This is a genomic window from Photobacterium sp. AWH4_225 (assembly GCF_056158405.1).
In genome coordinates, this window is the sequence record NZ_JBSWTF010000004.1 from 1,570,774 (window position 1) to 1,589,749 (window position 18,976).

At 43.9% G+C, this 18,976-nt stretch carries 14 protein-coding genes; 9 read left to right on the forward strand and 5 right to left on the reverse strand.

Features of this window, described 5'->3' with window-relative positions; genetic code table 11:
- Nucleotides 1–278: 278 nt before the first annotated feature.
- The 8 genes from fdrA (at nucleotide 279) to allB (ending at nucleotide 11,081) form a co-directional block, all read left to right on the forward strand.
- Nucleotides 279–1,940 carry an acyl-CoA synthetase FdrA gene (gene fdrA / locus ACXAD4_RS24290; RefSeq protein WP_475244607.1) on the forward strand — a complete coding sequence of 554 codons (1,662 nt, stop codon included), beginning with the start codon at nucleotides 279–281 and terminating at the stop codon, nucleotides 1,938–1,940.
- Nucleotides 1,941–1,952: 12 nt separating this feature from the next.
- A complete protein-coding gene (locus tag ACXAD4_RS24295) occupies nucleotides 1,953–3,218 on the forward strand; it encodes a YlbE family protein (protein ID WP_475244608.1) in 1,266 nt (421 codons plus the stop codon).
- 51 nt (nucleotides 3,219–3,269) lie between these two features.
- The gene (locus ACXAD4_RS24300; RefSeq protein WP_475244609.1) at nucleotides 3,270–4,076 is read left to right on the forward strand and encodes an oxamate carbamoyltransferase subunit AllH family protein; all 807 of its coding nucleotides are present in this window, start codon (nucleotides 3,270–3,272) and stop codon (nucleotides 4,074–4,076) included.
- Nucleotides 4,077–4,238: 162 nt separating this feature from the next.
- On the forward strand, nucleotides 4,239–5,288 hold the full coding sequence (allD, locus tag ACXAD4_RS24305; protein ID WP_475244610.1) for an ureidoglycolate dehydrogenase: 1,050 nt from the start codon (nucleotides 4,239–4,241) through the stop codon (nucleotides 5,286–5,288).
- A gap of 102 nt (nucleotides 5,289–5,390) precedes the next feature.
- The gene (gene allC / locus ACXAD4_RS24310) at nucleotides 5,391–6,617 is read left to right on the forward strand and encodes an allantoate deiminase (protein WP_475244611.1); all 1,227 of its coding nucleotides are present in this window, start codon (nucleotides 5,391–5,393) and stop codon (nucleotides 6,615–6,617) included.
- A gap of 15 nt (nucleotides 6,618–6,632) precedes the next feature.
- A complete protein-coding gene (locus ACXAD4_RS24315) occupies nucleotides 6,633–7,883 on the forward strand; it encodes an MFS transporter (protein ID WP_475244612.1) in 1,251 nt (416 codons plus the stop codon).
- Nucleotides 7,884–8,203: 320 nt separating this feature from the next.
- On the forward strand, nucleotides 8,204–9,667 hold the full coding sequence (locus tag ACXAD4_RS24320; RefSeq protein WP_475244613.1) for an allantoin transporter: 1,464 nt from the start codon (nucleotides 8,204–8,206) through the stop codon (nucleotides 9,665–9,667).
- Between the two features lie 52 nt (nucleotides 9,668–9,719).
- A complete protein-coding gene (gene allB, locus ACXAD4_RS24325; protein WP_475244614.1) occupies nucleotides 9,720–11,081 on the forward strand; it encodes an allantoinase AllB in 1,362 nt (453 codons plus the stop codon).
- Nucleotides 11,082–11,402: 321 nt separating this feature from the next.
- On the opposite strand, the gene ACXAD4_RS24330 is transcribed toward allB, so the two are convergent.
- From ACXAD4_RS24330 to ACXAD4_RS24350, 5 genes are all read right to left on the reverse strand, one after another.
- Nucleotides 11,403–12,110, reverse strand: coding sequence for a hypothetical protein (locus ACXAD4_RS24330; protein WP_475244615.1), 708 nt, complete (start codon nucleotides 12,108–12,110; stop codon nucleotides 11,403–11,405).
- A 35-nt stretch (nucleotides 12,111–12,145) separates the two neighbouring features.
- Nucleotides 12,146–13,645 carry an allantoin transporter gene (locus ACXAD4_RS24335; RefSeq protein ID WP_475244616.1) on the reverse strand — a complete coding sequence of 500 codons (1,500 nt, stop codon included), beginning with the start codon at nucleotides 13,643–13,645 and terminating at the stop codon, nucleotides 12,146–12,148.
- A gap of 209 nt (nucleotides 13,646–13,854) precedes the next feature.
- Nucleotides 13,855–15,120, reverse strand: a complete 1,266-nt coding sequence (locus ACXAD4_RS24340; RefSeq protein WP_475244617.1) for a dicarboxylate/amino acid:cation symporter — start codon at nucleotides 15,118–15,120, stop codon at nucleotides 13,855–13,857.
- A 343-nt stretch (nucleotides 15,121–15,463) separates the two neighbouring features.
- Nucleotides 15,464–16,435, reverse strand: coding sequence for a LysR substrate-binding domain-containing protein (locus tag ACXAD4_RS24345; RefSeq protein ID WP_475244618.1), 972 nt, complete (start codon nucleotides 16,433–16,435; stop codon nucleotides 15,464–15,466).
- A gap of 158 nt (nucleotides 16,436–16,593) precedes the next feature.
- Nucleotides 16,594–17,457, reverse strand: coding sequence for a MurR/RpiR family transcriptional regulator (locus tag ACXAD4_RS24350; RefSeq protein WP_475244619.1), 864 nt, complete (start codon nucleotides 17,455–17,457; stop codon nucleotides 16,594–16,596).
- Nucleotides 17,458–17,708: 251 nt separating this feature from the next.
- On the opposite strand from ACXAD4_RS24350, the gene ACXAD4_RS24355 reads away from it, so the two are divergent.
- Nucleotides 17,709–18,941, forward strand: coding sequence for an ABC transporter substrate-binding protein (locus ACXAD4_RS24355; RefSeq protein WP_475244620.1), 1,233 nt, complete (start codon nucleotides 17,709–17,711; stop codon nucleotides 18,939–18,941).
- The last annotated feature ends 35 nt before the right edge of the window (nucleotides 18,942–18,976 follow it).

Sequence of the window (18,976 nt, forward strand, 5' to 3'; positions counted from 1 at the left end):
ATGCGTTACAAATATTATTGTAAATAATCATTTTTAATAATTAATGCTTGATTATATAAATAATTTTAATTGTCACAGTTCATTGATGCTGCGTCATTAATACTGATTGAAATATATTAATTCTATTCTTGAAAAAATTATAACAATAAATCGTGTGTGACATTGCTCAATATTTTTAACTCATGACTGCCTTAATCTCTAACTAAATACAGGTAATCACATTGAAGATAAAAGAGTTTTCGATGTTTTAAATATTGGGATTAGAAAGGTGGTCATACATGGTCCAGGCATTTTTAAAAAAAGGTTGTTTTCAGGACTCGGTGAGCCTGATGCTGATATCAAGGCAATTGAGTAACGGGGACGCGGTTGAAGAAGTCTCGGTTATGATGGGCACTCCCGCCAACAAGTCTTTGCTGGAATCCACAGGTCTGTGGCATCCACTGTTCGCTGAAGCAACACCAAATGATATTTGTGTGGCCATTCGTCCCTCCGATGATAGTGGCAATGTAGCAGATGAAATAGCCCAGCAGTTAAATGAAGCACTTGCCTCGGTGGCGCAGGCATCTTCGGGCGGAAAGCGGTTAGATGTAGCTCGCCGTTGGCAGACCGCATTGGCGAAACAGCCAGAAGCAAATCTGGCGTTGATTTCAGTAGCTGGCGATTATGCCGCTGACTTGGCAGATGAGGCATTAGATCATGGTTTGAATGTGATGATGTTCTCGGACAATGTTCCTGTTGAGTCTGAAGTCGCATTGAAGCATAAAGCTGCCAGCAAAGGGTTGCTTGTTATGGGACCTGACTGCGGTACTGCAATGGTTGCTGGGTCGCCACTGGCTTTTGCTAACGTGTTACCCAAAGGACCTATTGGCATTGTCGGTGCCTCTGGTACCGGTATTCAAGAGTTAGCCTCGCAAGTTTGCCTGTCTGGCCAAGGTATCACCCATGCCATTGGTTTGGGTGGCCGCGATTTATCTGCACAGGTCGGCGGGGCAAGTGCTTTGAGCGCCCTCAAGATGATGGAAAATGACCAAGAAACAGAAGTCGTTGCTTTTGTCTCCAAGCCGCCAGCTCCAGAAGTGGAACAAAAAGTGATTCAGGCAATGAGAGGGATGAGCAAGCCTGTTGTTGCGCTATTTTTGGGGACGCGCCAAGCCAAGGCCCGTGAAGGCAATGTCTTTTTTGCTAAAAGTCTCGCTGAAGCAGGCAGGCTTTCCGCGATGCTAGCGAATGTCCGCCAGAATGTTCCTGGTTGTAACCATACAGCGGGAAAAAGCATTCTAGGCCTTTACACTGGCGGTACGCTGGCTGCTGAGGCCGCGATGCTCACCGCTGAGCAGTTAGGGTTGAGAGTGGATGATACGCACGAGCAAGGCGTGATGCTTAATGACAGTGGCCACCTTATTATCGATTTAGGCGATGACCATTACACGGTTGGCCGACCTCATCCAATGATTGACCCCACAACCCGCACTTTAGAAATAGAAAAGCGTGCCGCAGATGAAACTGTCGGAGTGCTGCTGCTGGATGTAGTTATTGGCTATGGTGCGACAGCAGATCCTGCCGCGGCACTTGTTGATGCCGTCGAAAATGTTAAATCCAAGCGCCAAAGCCCGCTGCACGTTATCGCCACAGTAACAGGTACACAAGAAGATCCACAGCAGCGCTCGGAACAAATTGACAAATTGGTTGCAGCTGGGGTCGCGGTCGTTAATACCCTAGAAGAAGCTGTGTTGTTGTCTGAAGCGTTAATTGAGCAACAAGAAAGACAAATAGTTAATGAACGTCCTTCTCTCCTTGATGGGATCAAGGTGGTGAATGCAGGTTTGCGTAGCTTTGCCGATGACTTGCAGTCTGCTTCTACGCCTGTTGTGCATTATCAATGGGCGCCAATCGCGGGCGGGAACACCAAATTAGCCAATCTACTAAAACAAATGCAATAGGGAAGCAAAGATATGTATTCATCAATTAATGAAGCCAACGCAGCCGTACTGGAAAAAGTGAAATCCGCTCGTCCATTTTGGGTCGATGTAACCTCTGCCGGTGAAGTAATACCTTGGTTGTCAGAAGGCCGGCACCTGCTCCACGCTGGCCCGAATATTTGCTGGGAAGAGATGACCGGCCCAATGCAAGGCGCCTGCGTCAGTGCTTGTTTGTATGAAGGTTGGGCAACGTCTGACACTGAAGCCATGGCAATGCTATCACGAGGCGAGGTTCAATTTAGTCCATGTCATCATCACAATGCTGTTGGCCCAATGGGGGGGATTACTTCTGCAAATATGCCGGTCGTTGTGGTTGAGAATAAAAACGATGGGAACTTTGCATACTGTAATATGAATGAAGGTATTGGCAAAGTGATGCGCTTCGGTGCTTATGGCGAAGAAGTTCAGCAACGATTGCATTGGATGCGTGAAGAGCTGATGCCTGTTCTTAAGGATGCACTGAAGCAAACAGATGGCGGTGTAGATTTAGGCTCTATCATGGCCCAAGGGATCACGATGGGAGATGAGTTCCACCAACGTAATATTGCGACCTCCTCACTGTTACTGAGAACACTTGCACCTAGCATTGCTGCTGTCGATACCAGCAAGAGCGTATTGAAGCGGGTGTTTGATTTCTTAAGTATTACCGACCAGTTTTTCCTCAATTTGGCGATGGCATTTTGTAAGTGTGCGATGGACGCTGGCGCAAATGTAGAGGCGGGCAGTATTGTTACCGCGATGACGAGAAACGGTAAGGATTTTGGTATTCGAGTCAGTGGGCTAGGCAATCAATGGTTCACAGCTCCAGTCAATACACCTGAGGGCTTGTACTTCACCGGTTATTCTCAAGAGCAGGCCAATACGGATGTGGGCGATAGCGCTATTACGGAAACTTATGGGATAGGTGGTGCCGCAATGGTCGCTGCACCGGGGGTAACACGCTTTGTTGGAGTTGGCGGGGTAGATGTTGCACTCGATGTATCAGAAGAAATGGCTGAGATTTTCATCGAAAATAACTCTTTGCTACAAATTCCATCGTGGAATTTCCAAGGTGCTTGCCTTGGATTGGATGTGCGTCATGTCGTGGAGACCGGTATTACCCCAGTGATTAATACAGGTATCGCCCATAAGGAAGCTGGTATTGGCCAAATTGGAGCGGGAACCGTAAGGGCGCCGTTGGCATGTTTTGAAAAAGCGCTTGAAGCGTTGGCTCAAGAGATGGATCTGCAGGCTGAGTAAGGGAAATAAGGCGGCCTCTAGGCTGCCTTGCTAAGGCCGACGGAGAAGAAGATGGTAAAAGAAGCGCTAGCCTACAGTTTGTCTGCCCCTAGTAAGCAAGGGGAGTTACGCTTTGCAGGAGGTGGCAGCCAGGCGATTAATTTTCTAACTGAAGATAACAAGGTACTGACCTTACATCGTAGTGACACGGGGATGAGCCCTTCTGGCTGGACAGTATCTGACCTGGTGTTCCATCAATTGACTGCACTTGTGCCAAAGGCGAGTCATATACGATTGGTCAGTAATGGGCTTATCGTTAATGGCTTACACCTACAAAAAGGGACAAATGGCGTATGGCTAAAGGCACAGGGCGTATCGTCTATTTCCTTAGCGGAATTGACAGACTTCCTTTCCAGGCAAAAGCAGGAAACGGGCTTATATGGTTCGTTGGCAAAAGTTGTGGAGGGTGAAGATAAAACACCATTTTATCCAATCTTGGTGCAACTGTACCGATGGTTTAATGGTGATACGCCATGCTGGAAAAATATCATCGGAGCAGGACCTGGTTTAACACCTAGTCACGATGACATGCTCGTTGGCATGTTGGCCTGTGCTTATAGTAATCCTGACTTGAAGCACAAAGCACACAGAATGTTGCCTTTATCATTAGATTTAGATTTCTGGACGACATCAGTTAGTGCCGGGTATTTAGAGCAAGCACGAAACGGGTATTTCTCTGTTTCACTATTAAACCTAATTAACTCAAATCCAGATGAATTTAGCTATTTTGCTTCTCGACTACTAAGTCATGGTCATTACTCTGGTGCCGATACATTATTAGGTATGTGGTTATTCCTTAAGTTACAAGAAACTATATAAAACGATTTAATTATTGATCGTCAATAAACAGAAAAAATCATGCAGTTTTATGAGCTGTTTATGGATCACAAAACAATATATTTCCATCACTATTATAGAATTATCTATAAGTGATATAAAACTATTAGCCCGTGAATTAGAATATTCATCATGGAGTATCTTATGAATCTTTCCAGTGAGCAGCTTCATCAGTTAATTAAAAATAAAATTAAACAAGCCGGTTTATCTGATGAACATGCTGATATTGTTGCAGATGTCCTCGTTTTTGCTGATGCGCGAGGCGTGCATTCACATGGCGCTGTGCGGGTAGAATATTACTCGGAGCGTATCTCTAAAGGGGGGATCAATGCGAACCCTCAATTTACTTATGAAGAAACAGGCCCCTGTAGTGCGCTTTATGATGGCGATAATGGCGCAGGCCATGTCATTGCAAAAAAAGCAATGGATAAAGCCATTGAGATGGCAAACACGAAAGGTGTTGCTGTTATTGGTGTAAAGCGCATGAGTCACAGCGGTGCGCTTGGGTATTTTACAAAATATGCGGCCGAGCAGGGACTTATAGCAATATCGATGTGCCAATCAGACCCAATGGTAGTCCCATTTGGAGGCAGCGAAGTCTACTATGGCACCAACCCAATAGCCTTCTCAGCGCCAGGGCCGGATGGTAAGACAATCAACTTTGATATGGCTACCACCATACAGGCTTGGGGTAAGGTATTGGACGCTCGTTCCCGGAACCAATCCATCCCAGATACATGGGCGGTGGATAGCGATGGTCATCCTACGTCTGACCCACATGCAGTTCGAGCACTATTACCGATTGCTGGACCGAAGGGGTACGGCCTGATGATGATGGTGGATATTCTGTCTGGTGTGATGCTGGGGTTACCTTTCGGTAAAAATGTCAGTTCAATGTATGACGATTTAACAGAAGGACGAAATTTGGGTCAGCTACATATTGTGATTAACCCTGAATTTTTCACAACAAAAGAATATTTCATTGAATCGATTTCTCAAACTATGAAGGAATTGGGTGAGATTCGTCCAGCCCCAGGTTTTGATAAGGTATTATACCCTGGACAAAACAGTGACCTCATTGAAGCTAAATCAAGAAAAGATGGAATAGAGATTGTAGATGAAGTTTACGATTACTTAATATCTGAGCATACCTACATTAACTCCTACGATCACAAATCTGCGTTTAATGGATAAATAGAATAAATGTTCATAATAAAAATAGCTAAATAAGTACCTTTATCGTTATGAGCTGTCTGTGATAAATACATATTTTGAAACAAAATAAGGAATGAAAAGATGGAGCTATTAAAATCTAAAGTAGAAGAGACGTCGAAAAAAATCACTCAATACGGCTATCAAGAAGGGGCTGGTATGACCCGCCTGCTTTATACCGAAGAGTGGTTATCAGCACAAAATACATTCTTAGAGTTATTTGAAAAAAGCGGCTTCCAAGCTTATTCGGATGATGTAGGTAATATTTATGGACGCTTGGAAGGAAGGGAGTTCCCAGACCAAGTGATCATGTCTGGCTCACATATCGATACTGTGGTGAACGGCGGTAATCTCGATGGTCAGTTTGGTATCGAGGCAGCATTTATTGCCATGCAATACTTAAAAGACAAGCATGGTTCTCCAAAGCGTACGATTGAAGCTGTTTCTTTGGCTGAAGAAGAGGGTAGCCGTTTTCCTTATGTTTTCTGGGGAAGCAAGAACATTGTTGGCATTGCGGATAATGATGCGGTTAAAGATCTGACCGACAATAAGGGTGTGAACTTTGTTGACGCCATGAGAAAGTGCGGATTTGATTTTGCAACAGATCGTACGGTCAGAAAAGATATTAAAGCCTTTGTCGAACTCCATATCGAGCAGGGTAAAGTACTAGAAACAGAGGGTAAGCAACTTGGTGTCGTAACCAGTATTGCAGGTCAACGACGCTACAATATTACCCTCAAAGGGGAAGCGAATCATGCGGGTACCACCCCGATGGGATACCGAAAAGATACTGTTTACGCATTCAGTAAGATCTGTAGCCAGTCTATCGATAAAGCCAAAGCAGAGGGCGATCCACTTGTATTAACCTTTGGTAAGGTGGTACCGAAACCAAATACCGTTAATGTCGTGCCTGGTGATATTTTATTCAGCATGGATTGTCGCCATACCGATAAGGAAAAGCTACTCGGCTTCAGTGATCAGATTATTGCAGATATGCAGAAAATCTGTGCCGAGATGGACATTGAAATCGATGTTGATCTGTTTATGGATGAAGAGCCTATCCCTATGGATCCAACGTTGGTTGATCTCATCGATACGACGTTTGAGTCGCAAGGCAAAAACTATATGCGCATGCACAGTGGTGCCGGGCATGATTCGCAGATTTTTGCTCCTCGCGTTCCTACAGGAATGATCTTTATTCCAAGTGTTGCAGGTATTAGCCATAACCCAGCAGAGCAAACCAATCTTGATGATCTTACCGTTGGTGTCGAAGCACTTATCAGTGTGCTTTACGAGCTAGCATACAAATAATATGCGGAAACTAATATGGAAATTAAAAATCAGTCCAGTACTGAGTACTGGAAAAAGCTTGTCGTAATACTTTGCTTTGGTTGGGTTGCTATTTGGATTTATCGTACTGTTTTAACTCCGATTTATCCAGAAATCCAATCTGCACTCGGTGATATCAGTGATACCCAGATTGGCCTTATTGCCACATTCTATTTTGCAGCATACTGTGGAGGTCAAATACCCGCCTCGATTGTTGTTGAAAAAATGGGGCAGAAGCTAACGCTATTGTGTGGCTTCAGCTTATTTACTGTGGGTACGCTTGTTATTGCGAATGCTCCATCTATCAATACAGTCTACGCAGGTTCCTTGCTGTCAGGATTAGGGTGTGCGTCATTTTTCTGCTCGGCTTACTCACTATCTGGTGAGCATGTTCCTGAGGAGCGGCGTGCATTTGCCTCTGCGATCGTCAACAGTGGCGCTGCTCTAGGGATGGGGGTTGGTCTCATAGGATCAAGTGTTCTGGTAAAGAACATGGGAGTGGCATGGAATAGTGTGCTGTACATTTCTGCAGCTGTTATTTTCGCAATGCTTATTGTCTTTGCAATGATGATAAAGCCGCAAAAGAAAGCGCAGGTTTCTACCGGGTCTAAGCAAGATGATTCTGCTGGCACAGAGCTAGAGCAGCAAGGCTCTTCGTTGTTTAGCCCGGAACTGATTGCGGTATATTTCCTATATTTCTGTACTTGTTATGGTTACTACATGATCGTAACTTGGCTTCCGAGTTACTTACAAACAGAGCGTGGGTTCGAAGGTGCTGCAATCGGTGGGGCATCCGCCTTAGTTGCCATGGTTGCTGTTCCGGGCGCACTGTATTTCAGCTCATTGGCTGACAAATTTAAGTCACAAATGATCAAGTTGGTTGTTGCGATGGAAATCGCAGGTGGCTTAATGTTGGCTTTTACGGTGTTATCGCCGAATACTACGGCTTTGATGATTAGCCTTGTCGTTTATGGATTCCTAGGCAAGATGGCTCTGGATCCGATTCTGATCTCTTATGTTACGGGCCGTGCACCGAAAGTAAGAATGGCAAGGGCTTTGGCAATCTTTAACTTGTCAGGCATGTCATCGTCGATTATTGCGCCACCACTGACAGGTCTTATTTCAGATATAACAGGATCTAAAGCAATTGGTTTCTATTTGTCTGCAGGCTTGCTAATTGTTGGTGCCTTGTTATTTATCGTCATCAACTTCAGATCAAACCATAAAACAGAAGTACAAGCAGCATAATATTAATAGTAACTATATATTTCTAATTAATGTCAAAGTAATTGAAATCATTGGCTATAAGCCAGCTAACTCTGTTAGCTGGTTTTTTATTTATGGGAAACAAATCACGGTTTAACTTTATATGGTAATAACCATACGTAAGTACTCATAAAGTGTCGGGTGTTTATCGAATGTAAAAATAGATTGAACAATAATATTGTAATAAGCAAAAAAATAAAAACATTGCGTATAGTGTGGTTACTTTCTAATACAAGTGAATTCCTTATCGGTATAGTTTTCCCTAACAAATTGAATTGATGTCCAATAATAAGGGAAATACCATGACTGAAATAACTAAGGAGTTAATCGATGAATATCGAGCTCGAGGTTATAACAATGATCTATTACCGAAGTCCACAGACAAAAGAACATGGCGAGCATTAAATTATTTTACTTTATGGCAGGGATCGGTACATAACGTCCCTAATTATGTTGCTGTGGGTGGTTTTTTCATGCTCGGCCTTAGTACCGCGGGTATTATGGCCGCTATCTTGTTAAGTGGAGCTGTCATTGCACTGGCGATGATTCTCAATGGAGCTCCCGGCTCTAAATATGGTGTTCCTTTCTCTATGCTCTTAAGGGCTTCATATGGTGTTAAAGGCGCACTTTTCCCAGGTGTATTGCGTGGTGGCATTGCCGCTATAATGTGGTTCGGCTTACAAAATTACGCTGGCTCTATCGCTTTACTCATTATTATTGCCAAGATTTGGCCTGAGTTTCTGGCGATTGGTGGTGACTGGTCCTTTATAGGTATTTCTGCGCCAGGGTTGATTGCTTTCTTAGCGTTTTGGGCCATCAATATGCTTATTGGTTTAGGCGGAGGCGCTATCCTAAACCGCTTTACGGCTTTCCTTAATCCGTGTATTTACCTTGTTTTCGGTGGCATGGCAATTTGGGCTGTATACCTGGTTGGTTTTGAAAGTATCCTTGCTTACGTTCCTGCTAAAGTTCAGCAGGGTGATGCTGGCTTCTTCGAATTCCTCATTGTAATCAATGCGATTGTTGCCGTATGGGCTGCTCCAGCGGTGAGTGCTTCTGATTTTACTCAGAATGCCCGTAGTTTTCGTGACCAAGCTGCAGGTCAGTTTAGTGGCCTAATGGTGGCTTATCTGCTTTTTGCTGTTTCCAGTGTTTGCGTATTGGCTGGAGCCAGTATCCATTTCGAAACTGATACCTGGAATGTACTCGATATAATCGCTAAGTGGGACAGCTTATTCTTGGTGATATTTGCCGGAGCTGTTGTATTGATGACGACGATTTCAACCAATGCTACGGGTAATATTATCCCGGCCGGATATCAGCTTGTAGCGGTTTTCCCACGTCTTACTTACCGTCAAGGGGTTATGATTGCTGGGGTGATCAGCGTGATAATCTGCCCGTGGAAATTGATGGAAAGCCAGGAAAGTATCTTCCTTTTCCTTAATACCATCGGCGGTATTCTTGGTCCTGTAATTGGAGTCATGCTGGGTCACTACTTCATTATTATGAAGCAGAAGATTAAATTGGATTCACTTTATGTATCTGGCGAAAGTTTTAATTATTATAAAAATGGCATTAACCTCATTGCCTTTTATGCCACGATCTTTGCCTGTGTGCTTTCATTAGGCGGCCAGTACATTTCTTCGCTAAGTGCTTTAAATAGTCTTTCTTGGTTCACCGGTGTCATTGTTGCCTTTGTAACATACGTTGCACTGATGAAGCTTGACGAAAAACGCAATCCAGATCTTTACCTATCGTTCCGATAATTAACATTGTTTTCAAAGTAGTTTAAATTAAACCAATAAAATGGAGTGAAACATGTCCTACGATAAAATTATTAAAAACGGTACTGTTATTTTAGAAAATGAAGCGATTGAAACGGATATCGCGATAAAAAATGGTGTTATTGCCGCTATTGGCAGCAATTTGGGAGAGGCATCTGAGTACATTGATGCGGCAGGTTTGATCGTTGCACCCGGCATGGTTGATGGCCACGTTCATATCACCGATCCAGGCGGCCCTCGTAGCGAGTGGGAAGGGTATGAAACGGCAACGAAAGCAGCGGCTAAAGGCGGGGTAACGACCTGTGTTGAAATGCCGTTGAATCAGGTTCCCGCTACGATAGATCGGGAAACCCTACACATTAAATACGAGGCCGGTAAGGGGAGGCTCTCGGTTGATGTTGCCTCGCTAGGGGGGCTCGTTCCGCATAATATTGACCGCCTACATGAATTAGCTGAGGAAGGTGTGGTTGGCTACAAATGCTTTGTATCGACTTGTGGTAACCCAGATCCGACATCAGGTGACTTTTGTAACGTAAACAATTATCAGCTTTACGAAGGTATGACCGAACTGGCCCGCTTGGGTAAAATACTGCTGATGCATGCTGAAAACGCTGAGATTTGTGATGGCTTGGGTAAGAAAGCGGTGGCAGAAGGCCGCTTAACAGCCAAGGATTACATTGCTTCTCGTCCGGTTTTCACTGAGGTTGAGGCTGTGCGTCGTGCGATCTATCTAGCGAAACAAACAGGGTGTAAGCTGCATCTTTGCCATTTGAGCAGCCCTGAAGCGATTGAAGAAGTTACCAAGGCTCGTAATGAAGGCCAGGATGTAACATGTGAATCCTGCGGCCACTATTTTGCTTTAGATGATAATCAGTTTGAGGAAATCGGAACCAAGGCGAAGTGTTCACCGCCTATTCGTGATAAGGATAATCAAGACCGTATGTGGGCGAAGCTGCTAAACGGAGAAATTGATTTTATTACCTCAGATCACTCACCTTGTACGCCAGATCTCAAAGAGGGAGGTATTTTTGATGCGTGGGGCGGTATCTCTTCGTTGCAGAATAGTGTCGATATTATGTTTGACGAAGGGGTTCAAAAGCGTGGTATGGCGTTGACACAGTTTGCTAAGCTGATGGCCACCAACCCGGCTGATTTGTTTGGTTTAGAGCAGAAAGGGCGAATTGCTATTGGTAAAGATGCCGATATTGTCATCATCAAACCGAATTCATCTTATGTACTAACCGCAGACGATTTGGAGTACCGCAATAAGTTCAGTGCTTATGAAGGGCGTAATATTGGTGCTCAGGTTGCCAAGACGCTGCTACGCGGTCAGGTTGTCTATGATCTTGAGAATGGGGTAACTAACCCTTACCAAGGTGACTTTGTAACTGTATAAGTGACAGGTTTAAAGTGATATTTAAAAGGCAGCCAATGGCTGCCTTTTTAGTTTTCAGCCTTTAACTTAGCTGGCATGGAGCAGGCTCTTAGTTAATGCTTAGGTATAGTTAGTTTTAAAGTAAATCAATTACCATGAGGATAATGATTAATAGTATTTGAGTATACGTCCGCTCGGTTGAGATACTTATAGGTGACTTCTATGTTGGAATGGAGATAGTGGATGTGATGAAGAGTAAGGTGATAGGAAACGATTTGATAAGTACTACACTATTTACAGTATTAAAAATAAAGCCCCATTCGGGGCTTTATTTTTATCATCTTATTGGTTTATCGCCCAATATGTCATGCCTGTCACTTTAGGGATTTTGATATGGCAAAAATCGAAATAGTGACTAAAGAAGGTCGCATTAATATCGCTGAACAGGTTAGTCTGTCCATCAATGAAAACTAGCTTTCCATTTACTTTCTCGGCATATAAATAGTGGCTGTTATCACGGATGAGGTTTTCCATTAAACCTACGCCGACGACAAAGCGTGTGCCATCTTTATATTCATTCATTTCTTGGTAAGCCTGGCAACGGGTGATATCCGTCTGGTCAAGCTCATACCATTGGTTAACCTCTGGCGTTTTAAGAGATAAATTATCTTGTTCTGCTTTCAACGCCAGATATAAAGAAATATATGAGACTTGGTCCTTTACAGGTTGGACATACTTACTCCAAAAAAAAGTCTCACGATTTCGTAATAAGGCCATGGCCTCTGCTTGCACTAAGTGAGTTGACTGCCGAGTCGCAAGTCCCACAGCATTGAGTGAACAGTTATTGAGTTTGTTAGCGTTGTTTTCAGTCACAATCGCGGTATTGATGATTCCGCCAAGTTGTTTTTGAATTGCTAGGCCATAGTTATATTCATCGGGATACTGCTTTTCGAATGCGTGGTTATGCTCTGTGACAGCGGAAATTATTTCATCTAATATGTTGTTTTCAATTTGAGTTTTATCTTCAAACCAACAATGTTGCTTAGTCATTGTTTATCCTTTTGTTCAGTAATTATTGGTATAACTTAATTGGCCGTGATAGGGGCTGGATTTTCATTTTCAGCCGCTTCGTTCTGCATATAGCTTGGATCGAGGGCCATTTTTCTTTTTGTGAGAAAGGCATATAGGACAAAGGCTAAGAATACGCCGGTAAACCAAGAAACTTGTGACAGAGGCTTCAGCGCTGGTATAAATTCACCAATAATAGCGGCTAACGCAGCAACAATGGTGACACCGAAAGCAAGTGTGTTGTAGCCATTTTTAAAGTAGTTGTATTGACCCGGTTTGGTATAAAGAGTATCCAGATCAACATTGCCTTTTAAAATGACAAAGTAGTGGGCTAGCATAACACCCAGTACAGGGCCAAGCATTGCACCGATTAAACTCAAAAACATGAATAAACTATCCTGGCTTTCCATCAACTTCCATGGACAGATGATAACACTCACTACCCCGGCAATCATAACCCCTTGACGGTATGTCAATTTAGGGAACAGCGCGACCACTTGATAACCCGCTGGGATAATATTCGCCGTGGCATTGGTTGATATTGTCGTCATTAGGATCACGATACTCGCAAGGGTTGGGACAAACCAACCATCGAAATTGTTGACTATATCTAGCACATTCCAAGTATCTACTCCGTAATGGATACTGGCACCGGCTAAAATCATCACACTGGTCATAGCAAACAGAGTATATGCGACGACAAAGCCTAGTGTTTGGCCTTTTGCTTGAGCTTTATCACTTTTAGCATATTGAGTGAAGTCACAGTTCCCTACTGCAGGGCAGGCCCATACTGCGACAAGAGAGTTCATAACAATAAAGAATTTAAAGAATGATCCTCCGTCAGTTTGCACTTGCTCTGGTACATAACTGAAAATATTACTAATACCAGCTTGGTAAACGGCCCAAATAGCCAGGCCGCCAAAGACGATCCAGATAAGAGGGTTTAAAATGGCAGTAAACTTATTAAGAACGTCACCCCCATAAAAGGCTATCACCATATTAACAGCCCAAAAAATCAAAAAAGCAATCATAGCAGGGATACCCAGACCAAGAATGGTTTCCCCCCCACCGATATTTAAAAATGATGGCCAAAATTTGCTAATTAATATCAGCATAGCTCCTGTGCCAGCGGTATTCATGATACCAAACCACATAATCGAAGCTACGCCGCCTCGTAATGTACCAGGTAGCAAGGCTCCCTTAACCCCATAAGAACCACGCAAAAGCATAGCAAAGGGAATACCATATTTTGAGCCGGCTAAACCATTTAGTACCATTGCAGCCGCAATGACTAAACTACTTAATATAATGGCAGTAATAAGACCGAAGGTACTTAATCCTAAAGTCAGAAAGCCACCTACCGCAATGTAACTTGGGATGTTGTGAACGGAACCTTGCCATAAAGTAAAGTAGTTAAAGGTATTCCAAGTGCGTTTTTCGGAAGGTTTGGGAAGCATATCATCTTTATATCCCCTAGCGCGATATTCTTCAATCAATGCCTGGTTTTCTGTTCTCATACTATTTCCTTTTTTATGTCATGTTTTTATTTATGTTATCTATAAGATGAGATGGGATAATTGACTGCTCGCGCGAAATAGATAAATTATATTATTTTCATTGATTATTGATTGGATTAATCAAATTGTTTATCAAGTAAAAAAGAGCAGGTAATTAAAGTTATCTGCTCTTTTTAATCAAAGTAATTATATTAAAACTGTGTTGTCATTTAAACATGTAGATATTCTGCAGTCTTATTTTCGTTATAGACTTCACGGTCAAATTCACCTAGTTTGTCTGAAACAAGCATGGCAATCATGACATCAACAGTATTGTTAAGTAGGGTTCTGAACATACCAGAGAACCAATCAATACCAATAAGGATAGCCACACTCTCGAGCGGAAGGCCCATCGAACTGGCAAGGAAGGTGTAGACAATAATCATCCCGCCGGGTACGACAATGGTTCCCATGCACATCAGCACTGACAGTAGGATAGCCATACCCATTTGGAAGGGCTCGAGGACAATACCTGTAGCTTGGCTCATGAAGAAAATGGCTAGGACGTAGCACATTACCGCACCATTAGCATTCATTGACATGGTTATTGGGCCAGTGAAGTCTGCGACCTTGCGGCTAACGCCAAATTTGGTCACTGAATCTTCCATTTTGGTCGGTAAACAAATTGCAGAAGATGTTGTGGTCATTGACATAATCGACAGCTTTGCAAATTTCTTTGGCATTTTGAAAGGGCTGACCTTGGTTAACATAGCCGTAAGAGGGCCATACATTAACAGCAAGATAATATCGCCGATTGCCAGTGCACCAAGGAACTTAAGCATAGGTATTATAACTTTAAAGCCAATAGCGCCAGAAACGTTAGCCAATAGGCAGAAAATACCAATGGGTGCTAGCTTCATGACCATTTTGATGATGTTCATGATCACGGCATTAAAACTAACGATAAACTCAGTGATGACCTTGTTACCACTGGTTCGAGAATATGATCCCATGGCTAGCCCGAAAATAACGGCAAAGACAATACACGGTATCATGGCGCCACTTGCCATAGAATCAACGATATTGGTAGAGAAAAAACCTAAAATGGTATCTTTGATAGAAGCATCGGGTGTGGCGACCGCTGCAGCTGCGCCCTCAATAATTATTCCTTCCCCGGGTTTAATTGTGAGGGCAAGAAATAATCCGACAAAAGCAGAGACAATGGTCATTGATATGATCCATTTGAATGTGTGAAGGCTCATTTTACCGGCGCCTTTGCTGTCTACGTTTCCGATTGCAGCAGAGACTGCAGTCATGACAAGCAAAACAACGGACATCTGAATTAGGCGGATAAAGATATCCCCAATAAATTTGATGTTCTCAGCCCAAGGGCCAACTACTGCCCCAAAGATTATACCTGCTGCAGTAGCAATAAGTATCTGATTTGTTAAAGATACTGATAGTTTCGGTTTGGGTTCAGACATACTAAGTGACATACTCGTTCCCTCATTTCAGTTATATTCCTGATATTAAGGTCGGCAAAATGTTTTAGCTCATAAAGCAAGAAATAACATTACAACTTGCATTGACCTCTTCTGTATCGAAGCATTATTTCGTATTTATTGTGTTTCTTTATGGGATATAGAATAGGCGTAAAGAAGTTTGAAATTATTGAGGGTGATTAAATATTAAGCAAATATTAAATTGTTTTGTGAAACAACAATGAATAGTTAGAAAAGTTTAAATACTATTCTAGAAAGAAGGGAGATATCAGAAGTTCATCTTTCGATATATCAGCATATCGAAAGATGAGTTTACTAAGAAGATGAATGAGTATTTTTAATACTCAGGTAGCTCAAACTGCTCGGAAATTTTGAGAATCTCATTATCCGAGCAGTGGGCGATATCTTCCATCACTTCCCGTGTAAGGTGAGGACAGAACAGCTCGATGAAATCCAACATGTACTTTTGTAAGAACAGGTTGCGGCTATAGCATAGCCAGGCGTCACAGGCCGGGATGATATCATTGAGCGGAATGCTGACCAGATTCTCGTCCACCACATCTTGAGCGGCTACTTGGGCAATAATGCCGATCCCATAACCGAGGTTGACGTACTTTTTGATAACCTCGACATCCATTACCGTCATGAAGTAATACGGCGAGATCCCTTTTTCCTTGAACGCTTTGTCTTGAGCCGAGCGTCCGGTTGAACCCGGCTCGTAACTGATCAGTGGGTAGGCACCGATTTTCTCGATGGAGATATCGCTATCATTAGCCAGCGGGTGGTCTTTGGGCACGATCAGGCTCAGGTTCCACTTGTAAGCCGGTAGTACAATGATGTCTTTTTCTCGCTCGACATTCTGTGCCAGTATCGAGAAGTCAGACTGGCCACGTTTTAGGATATGGCCGTATTTATCGAGCTGCGAAGTACCGATGTGGAATTTGATTTTTGGGTAGCGTTTAACGAACCGTTCTACTGCTTCCGGTATGAGATAGCGGGCAATGGTATTGGTGGTGTAGATGTTCAAAAATCCTTCTTCGGGCTTAATATGATCACGAACGATCGTCTTGATACGGCTTTCTTTTTCCAGCATCTCGATGGCTTCATCGATGATCTGTTTACCGATAGGTGTCACCGTACTGATGGATTTGCCTTTTCGCTCGAAGATTTTAACGCCAAGTTCTGACTCCAGCAGCCTGATTTGCTTGCTGACACCAGGTTGGGTTGTGAACAGGGAATTGGCAGCAACCGAGATATTCAGGTTGTTGTCTATCACCGCCTTGAGGTAACGCAGTTGCTGTAATTTCATTGCTTTCTCATTATTTCCGCAATAGTTTCATACCTTTGATTGTGCCTTAAGTAACAAAATTTTCATATAACAAGTGGTAATAATATATTCACTTTCCTTTTAGTGATGATTGTAGGTGCTCAGGAATCCCTGTTGGAATCACCTATGCTTTTGAGGGTTTAGTTTTCCAGCGCGCGGATCATTTCGAATCGCCGTAGCCCTTGCATAATCCTGTCTTCTGCTAGCACAGTAAGGTTTCGGACAATCGCATTGGTAATAACCAGCGGCGGGCTGACTGACTTTGTTCCTTTGGTTTCTCCACGATAGATACGCATCAGCAATACATCTGGTGGCACGCTTAATGAGCTGAGGTCACTGATCCCTATGACTTGGAGCTGCAAATTTCGGGCGATTTTGATCAGCTTTTCCGTCATTTCGTTCATAGTGTTGTTGAAGATTAAAATCAGCACGTCTTCTGGCTGGGAGGCGGTTAGGCACTCAGCCAGTTTGGAGCGACCCAGCGAAACGGTTTCCGCATCAATACCCGAGCGGTTCAGGCGGCGGGAAAAATGCTCGGCAAACCCTTCGGTATTATCTTGGCCGTTGATGAAGACTTTGTTCGCAGCAAGGATAAGCCGGCAGGCTTCATCGAGTAAGGGCTGTGAAACCGCACTGCTGATTAATCTGAGGTGCTCGATTTCCTGGTTGATGGTTGATTGCAGTACCGAGCCTTCCATTTGGGACAGGGTGTGCTGGTGACGTTCACTGGCATCCGCCGATTGGTTGGCAAATTTAATCAAATATTGCTTGAGCTCGGGATGACCGCGAAAGCCCAGTTTTTGTGCCAATCTGACCAATGTTGAAGGGTGTACCTGAATTGCGTTGGCAATTTCTTTGCCGCTGTGACCTGCGTGGTCGGCATTGGCAAGGTAATAGTCGACGACTTTGACCTCGGATTTTGTCAGCTTGTTCTCCACCCCCGTGATCAATTGCTGGATAGCGCCGCGGAATTTTACTTGGTAACTGATCTGCCTATCGTTCATTGTCTTATCGTAAGTGGCTAATTTGCTTTGAATATAGCCATAGAAAATGACTGTTAAATGTCAAAATTGCAGAATTCATGCAATTGCAATTTTGATTGCAAAGTATGAAAACCAAAGATAAACAGGTTATTACAGCACCTCTGCAACGGTTGCAGTGTTCTCTTCAACGAATCAACGAATTACTGAAACGGTATTGTCATTTTTCCTGCCTAGCATGCTCCGCAGTCCTTCAGATAAACATGGAATGAATCATGAAACTGCGTCTTTCAGCATTGGCATTGTCGCTTGTTGCAGCGGGTGCGATGGCAAAACCGGTACAAGTAGAGCTTTGGCATAACCAAACAGGTGACGATGAAGTCGTCTTGCAAAAACTGATCAATGACTTCAATACTGCCAATGGTGATATTGAGGTAAAAGCGACATACAACGGCAGCTATGCCGACATCATTACCAAGCTGCAGGCGTCTATACCTGCGCGACGCAACCCGGAAATGGCGGTACTGGAAGTGACCCAGTATGGTGTTTTTGCCGAAGCCGGTGTCCTGAACGATCTGAATGGCTATTACGCTGAAAACAAGGCGTTTACCGAAGAGCTTCAGCCGTTTGCGCTGGAAATCGGTAACTATAAAGACGGCAACTATGTGATGCCGTTCAATTCCTCAACACCGCTGATGTATGTCAACAAGGCGCTGCTTGAAAAAGCGGGCTACGAGGGCATGCCTGCGATGACATCGTTCGATGAAATTCTTGAAGTGGCAAAATCTGTGCAAAGCAAACTGGGGGCAGACAATGTCTACGGCATTAATACACCGAGCCAGTTCACCCGCTTTGGCCTGGTGATGCAAAACGGTGGTGATTGGGTTGATCCTGTCACTAACAAGTCAGGCCTTGCAGACGAAGCGACTATTGAAGCGTTCCAGTGGATGGGTGATCTGTACCACAAGCATGGCGTGGCATCAGCGGAAAGTGTGACAGACGAAAAGCTGGTTAAACAGCACTTCAGTTCAGGCCGTGTTGCCATCCACTTCGACAGCACGGGTAACCTGGGTGATTATAAGCGTTTGCTGGGCGATGACCTAGTTGTACTGCCGATGCCATGTACCGCCGAGTGTCGTGTACCAATCGGTGGCGCGGGCGTGGGTATGATGGCCAACGTTAGCGATGAGAAGAAAGCAGCCTCATGGCAGTTCATGCAGTACCTGGCATCTGCCAACCAGAGTGCAACCTGGTTCCAGCATACCGGTTACATGCCGGTGAATAAGAACGCGCTGGACGTTGAATCATCTATGCAGCTACTTGCCGATAATCCAGATTTCGGTGCGGCAATGGATCAATTGCCGGTTGCCCAAGGCCGTGCCCGTCCACCGGCAATGGCTTGGATCCGTGCCCAGGAGCAAGGTATCTGGGAGTCCATTGCCCTTGGCCAGCAAGATGCAGACAAGGCCCTGAAAGCTTTTAACCGCCGTGTTGAATCCCGTCTTTAATTTTTCTGTAGGCGGGAGCAATCCCGCCTAATAAG

What these genes read in the sequence shown, in the direction of transcription:
- fdrA (WP_475244607.1), top strand. Translation starts at nt 279, where the DNA reads ATGGTCCAGGCATTTTTAAAAAAAGGTTGTTTTCAGGACTCGGTGAGC.
- ACXAD4_RS24295 (WP_475244608.1), top strand. Translation starts at nt 1,953, where the DNA reads ATGTATTCATCAATTAATGAAGCCAACGCAGCCGTACTGGAAAAAGTG.
- ACXAD4_RS24300 (WP_475244609.1), top strand. Translation starts at nt 3,270, where the DNA reads ATGGTAAAAGAAGCGCTAGCCTACAGTTTGTCTGCCCCTAGTAAGCAA.
- allD (WP_475244610.1), top strand. Translation starts at nt 4,239, where the DNA reads ATGAATCTTTCCAGTGAGCAGCTTCATCAGTTAATTAAAAATAAAATT.
- allC (WP_475244611.1), top strand. Translation starts at nt 5,391, where the DNA reads ATGGAGCTATTAAAATCTAAAGTAGAAGAGACGTCGAAAAAAATCACT.
- ACXAD4_RS24315 (WP_475244612.1), top strand. Translation starts at nt 6,633, where the DNA reads ATGGAAATTAAAAATCAGTCCAGTACTGAGTACTGGAAAAAGCTTGTC.
- ACXAD4_RS24320 (WP_475244613.1), top strand. Translation starts at nt 8,204, where the DNA reads ATGACTGAAATAACTAAGGAGTTAATCGATGAATATCGAGCTCGAGGT.
- allB (WP_475244614.1), top strand. Translation starts at nt 9,720, where the DNA reads ATGTCCTACGATAAAATTATTAAAAACGGTACTGTTATTTTAGAAAAT.
- ACXAD4_RS24330 (WP_475244615.1), bottom strand. Translation starts at nt 12,110, where the DNA reads ATGACTAAGCAACATTGTTGGTTTGAAGATAAAACTCAAATTGAAAAC.
- ACXAD4_RS24335 (WP_475244616.1), bottom strand. Translation starts at nt 13,645, where the DNA reads ATGAGAACAGAAAACCAGGCATTGATTGAAGAATATCGCGCTAGGGGA.
- ACXAD4_RS24340 (WP_475244617.1), bottom strand. Translation starts at nt 15,120, where the DNA reads ATGTCACTTAGTATGTCTGAACCCAAACCGAAACTATCAGTATCTTTA.
- ACXAD4_RS24345 (WP_475244618.1), bottom strand. Translation starts at nt 16,435, where the DNA reads ATGAAATTACAGCAACTGCGTTACCTCAAGGCGGTGATAGACAACAAC.
- ACXAD4_RS24350 (WP_475244619.1), bottom strand. Translation starts at nt 17,457, where the DNA reads ATGAACGATAGGCAGATCAGTTACCAAGTAAAATTCCGCGGCGCTATC.
- ACXAD4_RS24355 (WP_475244620.1), top strand. Translation starts at nt 17,709, where the DNA reads ATGAAACTGCGTCTTTCAGCATTGGCATTGTCGCTTGTTGCAGCGGGT.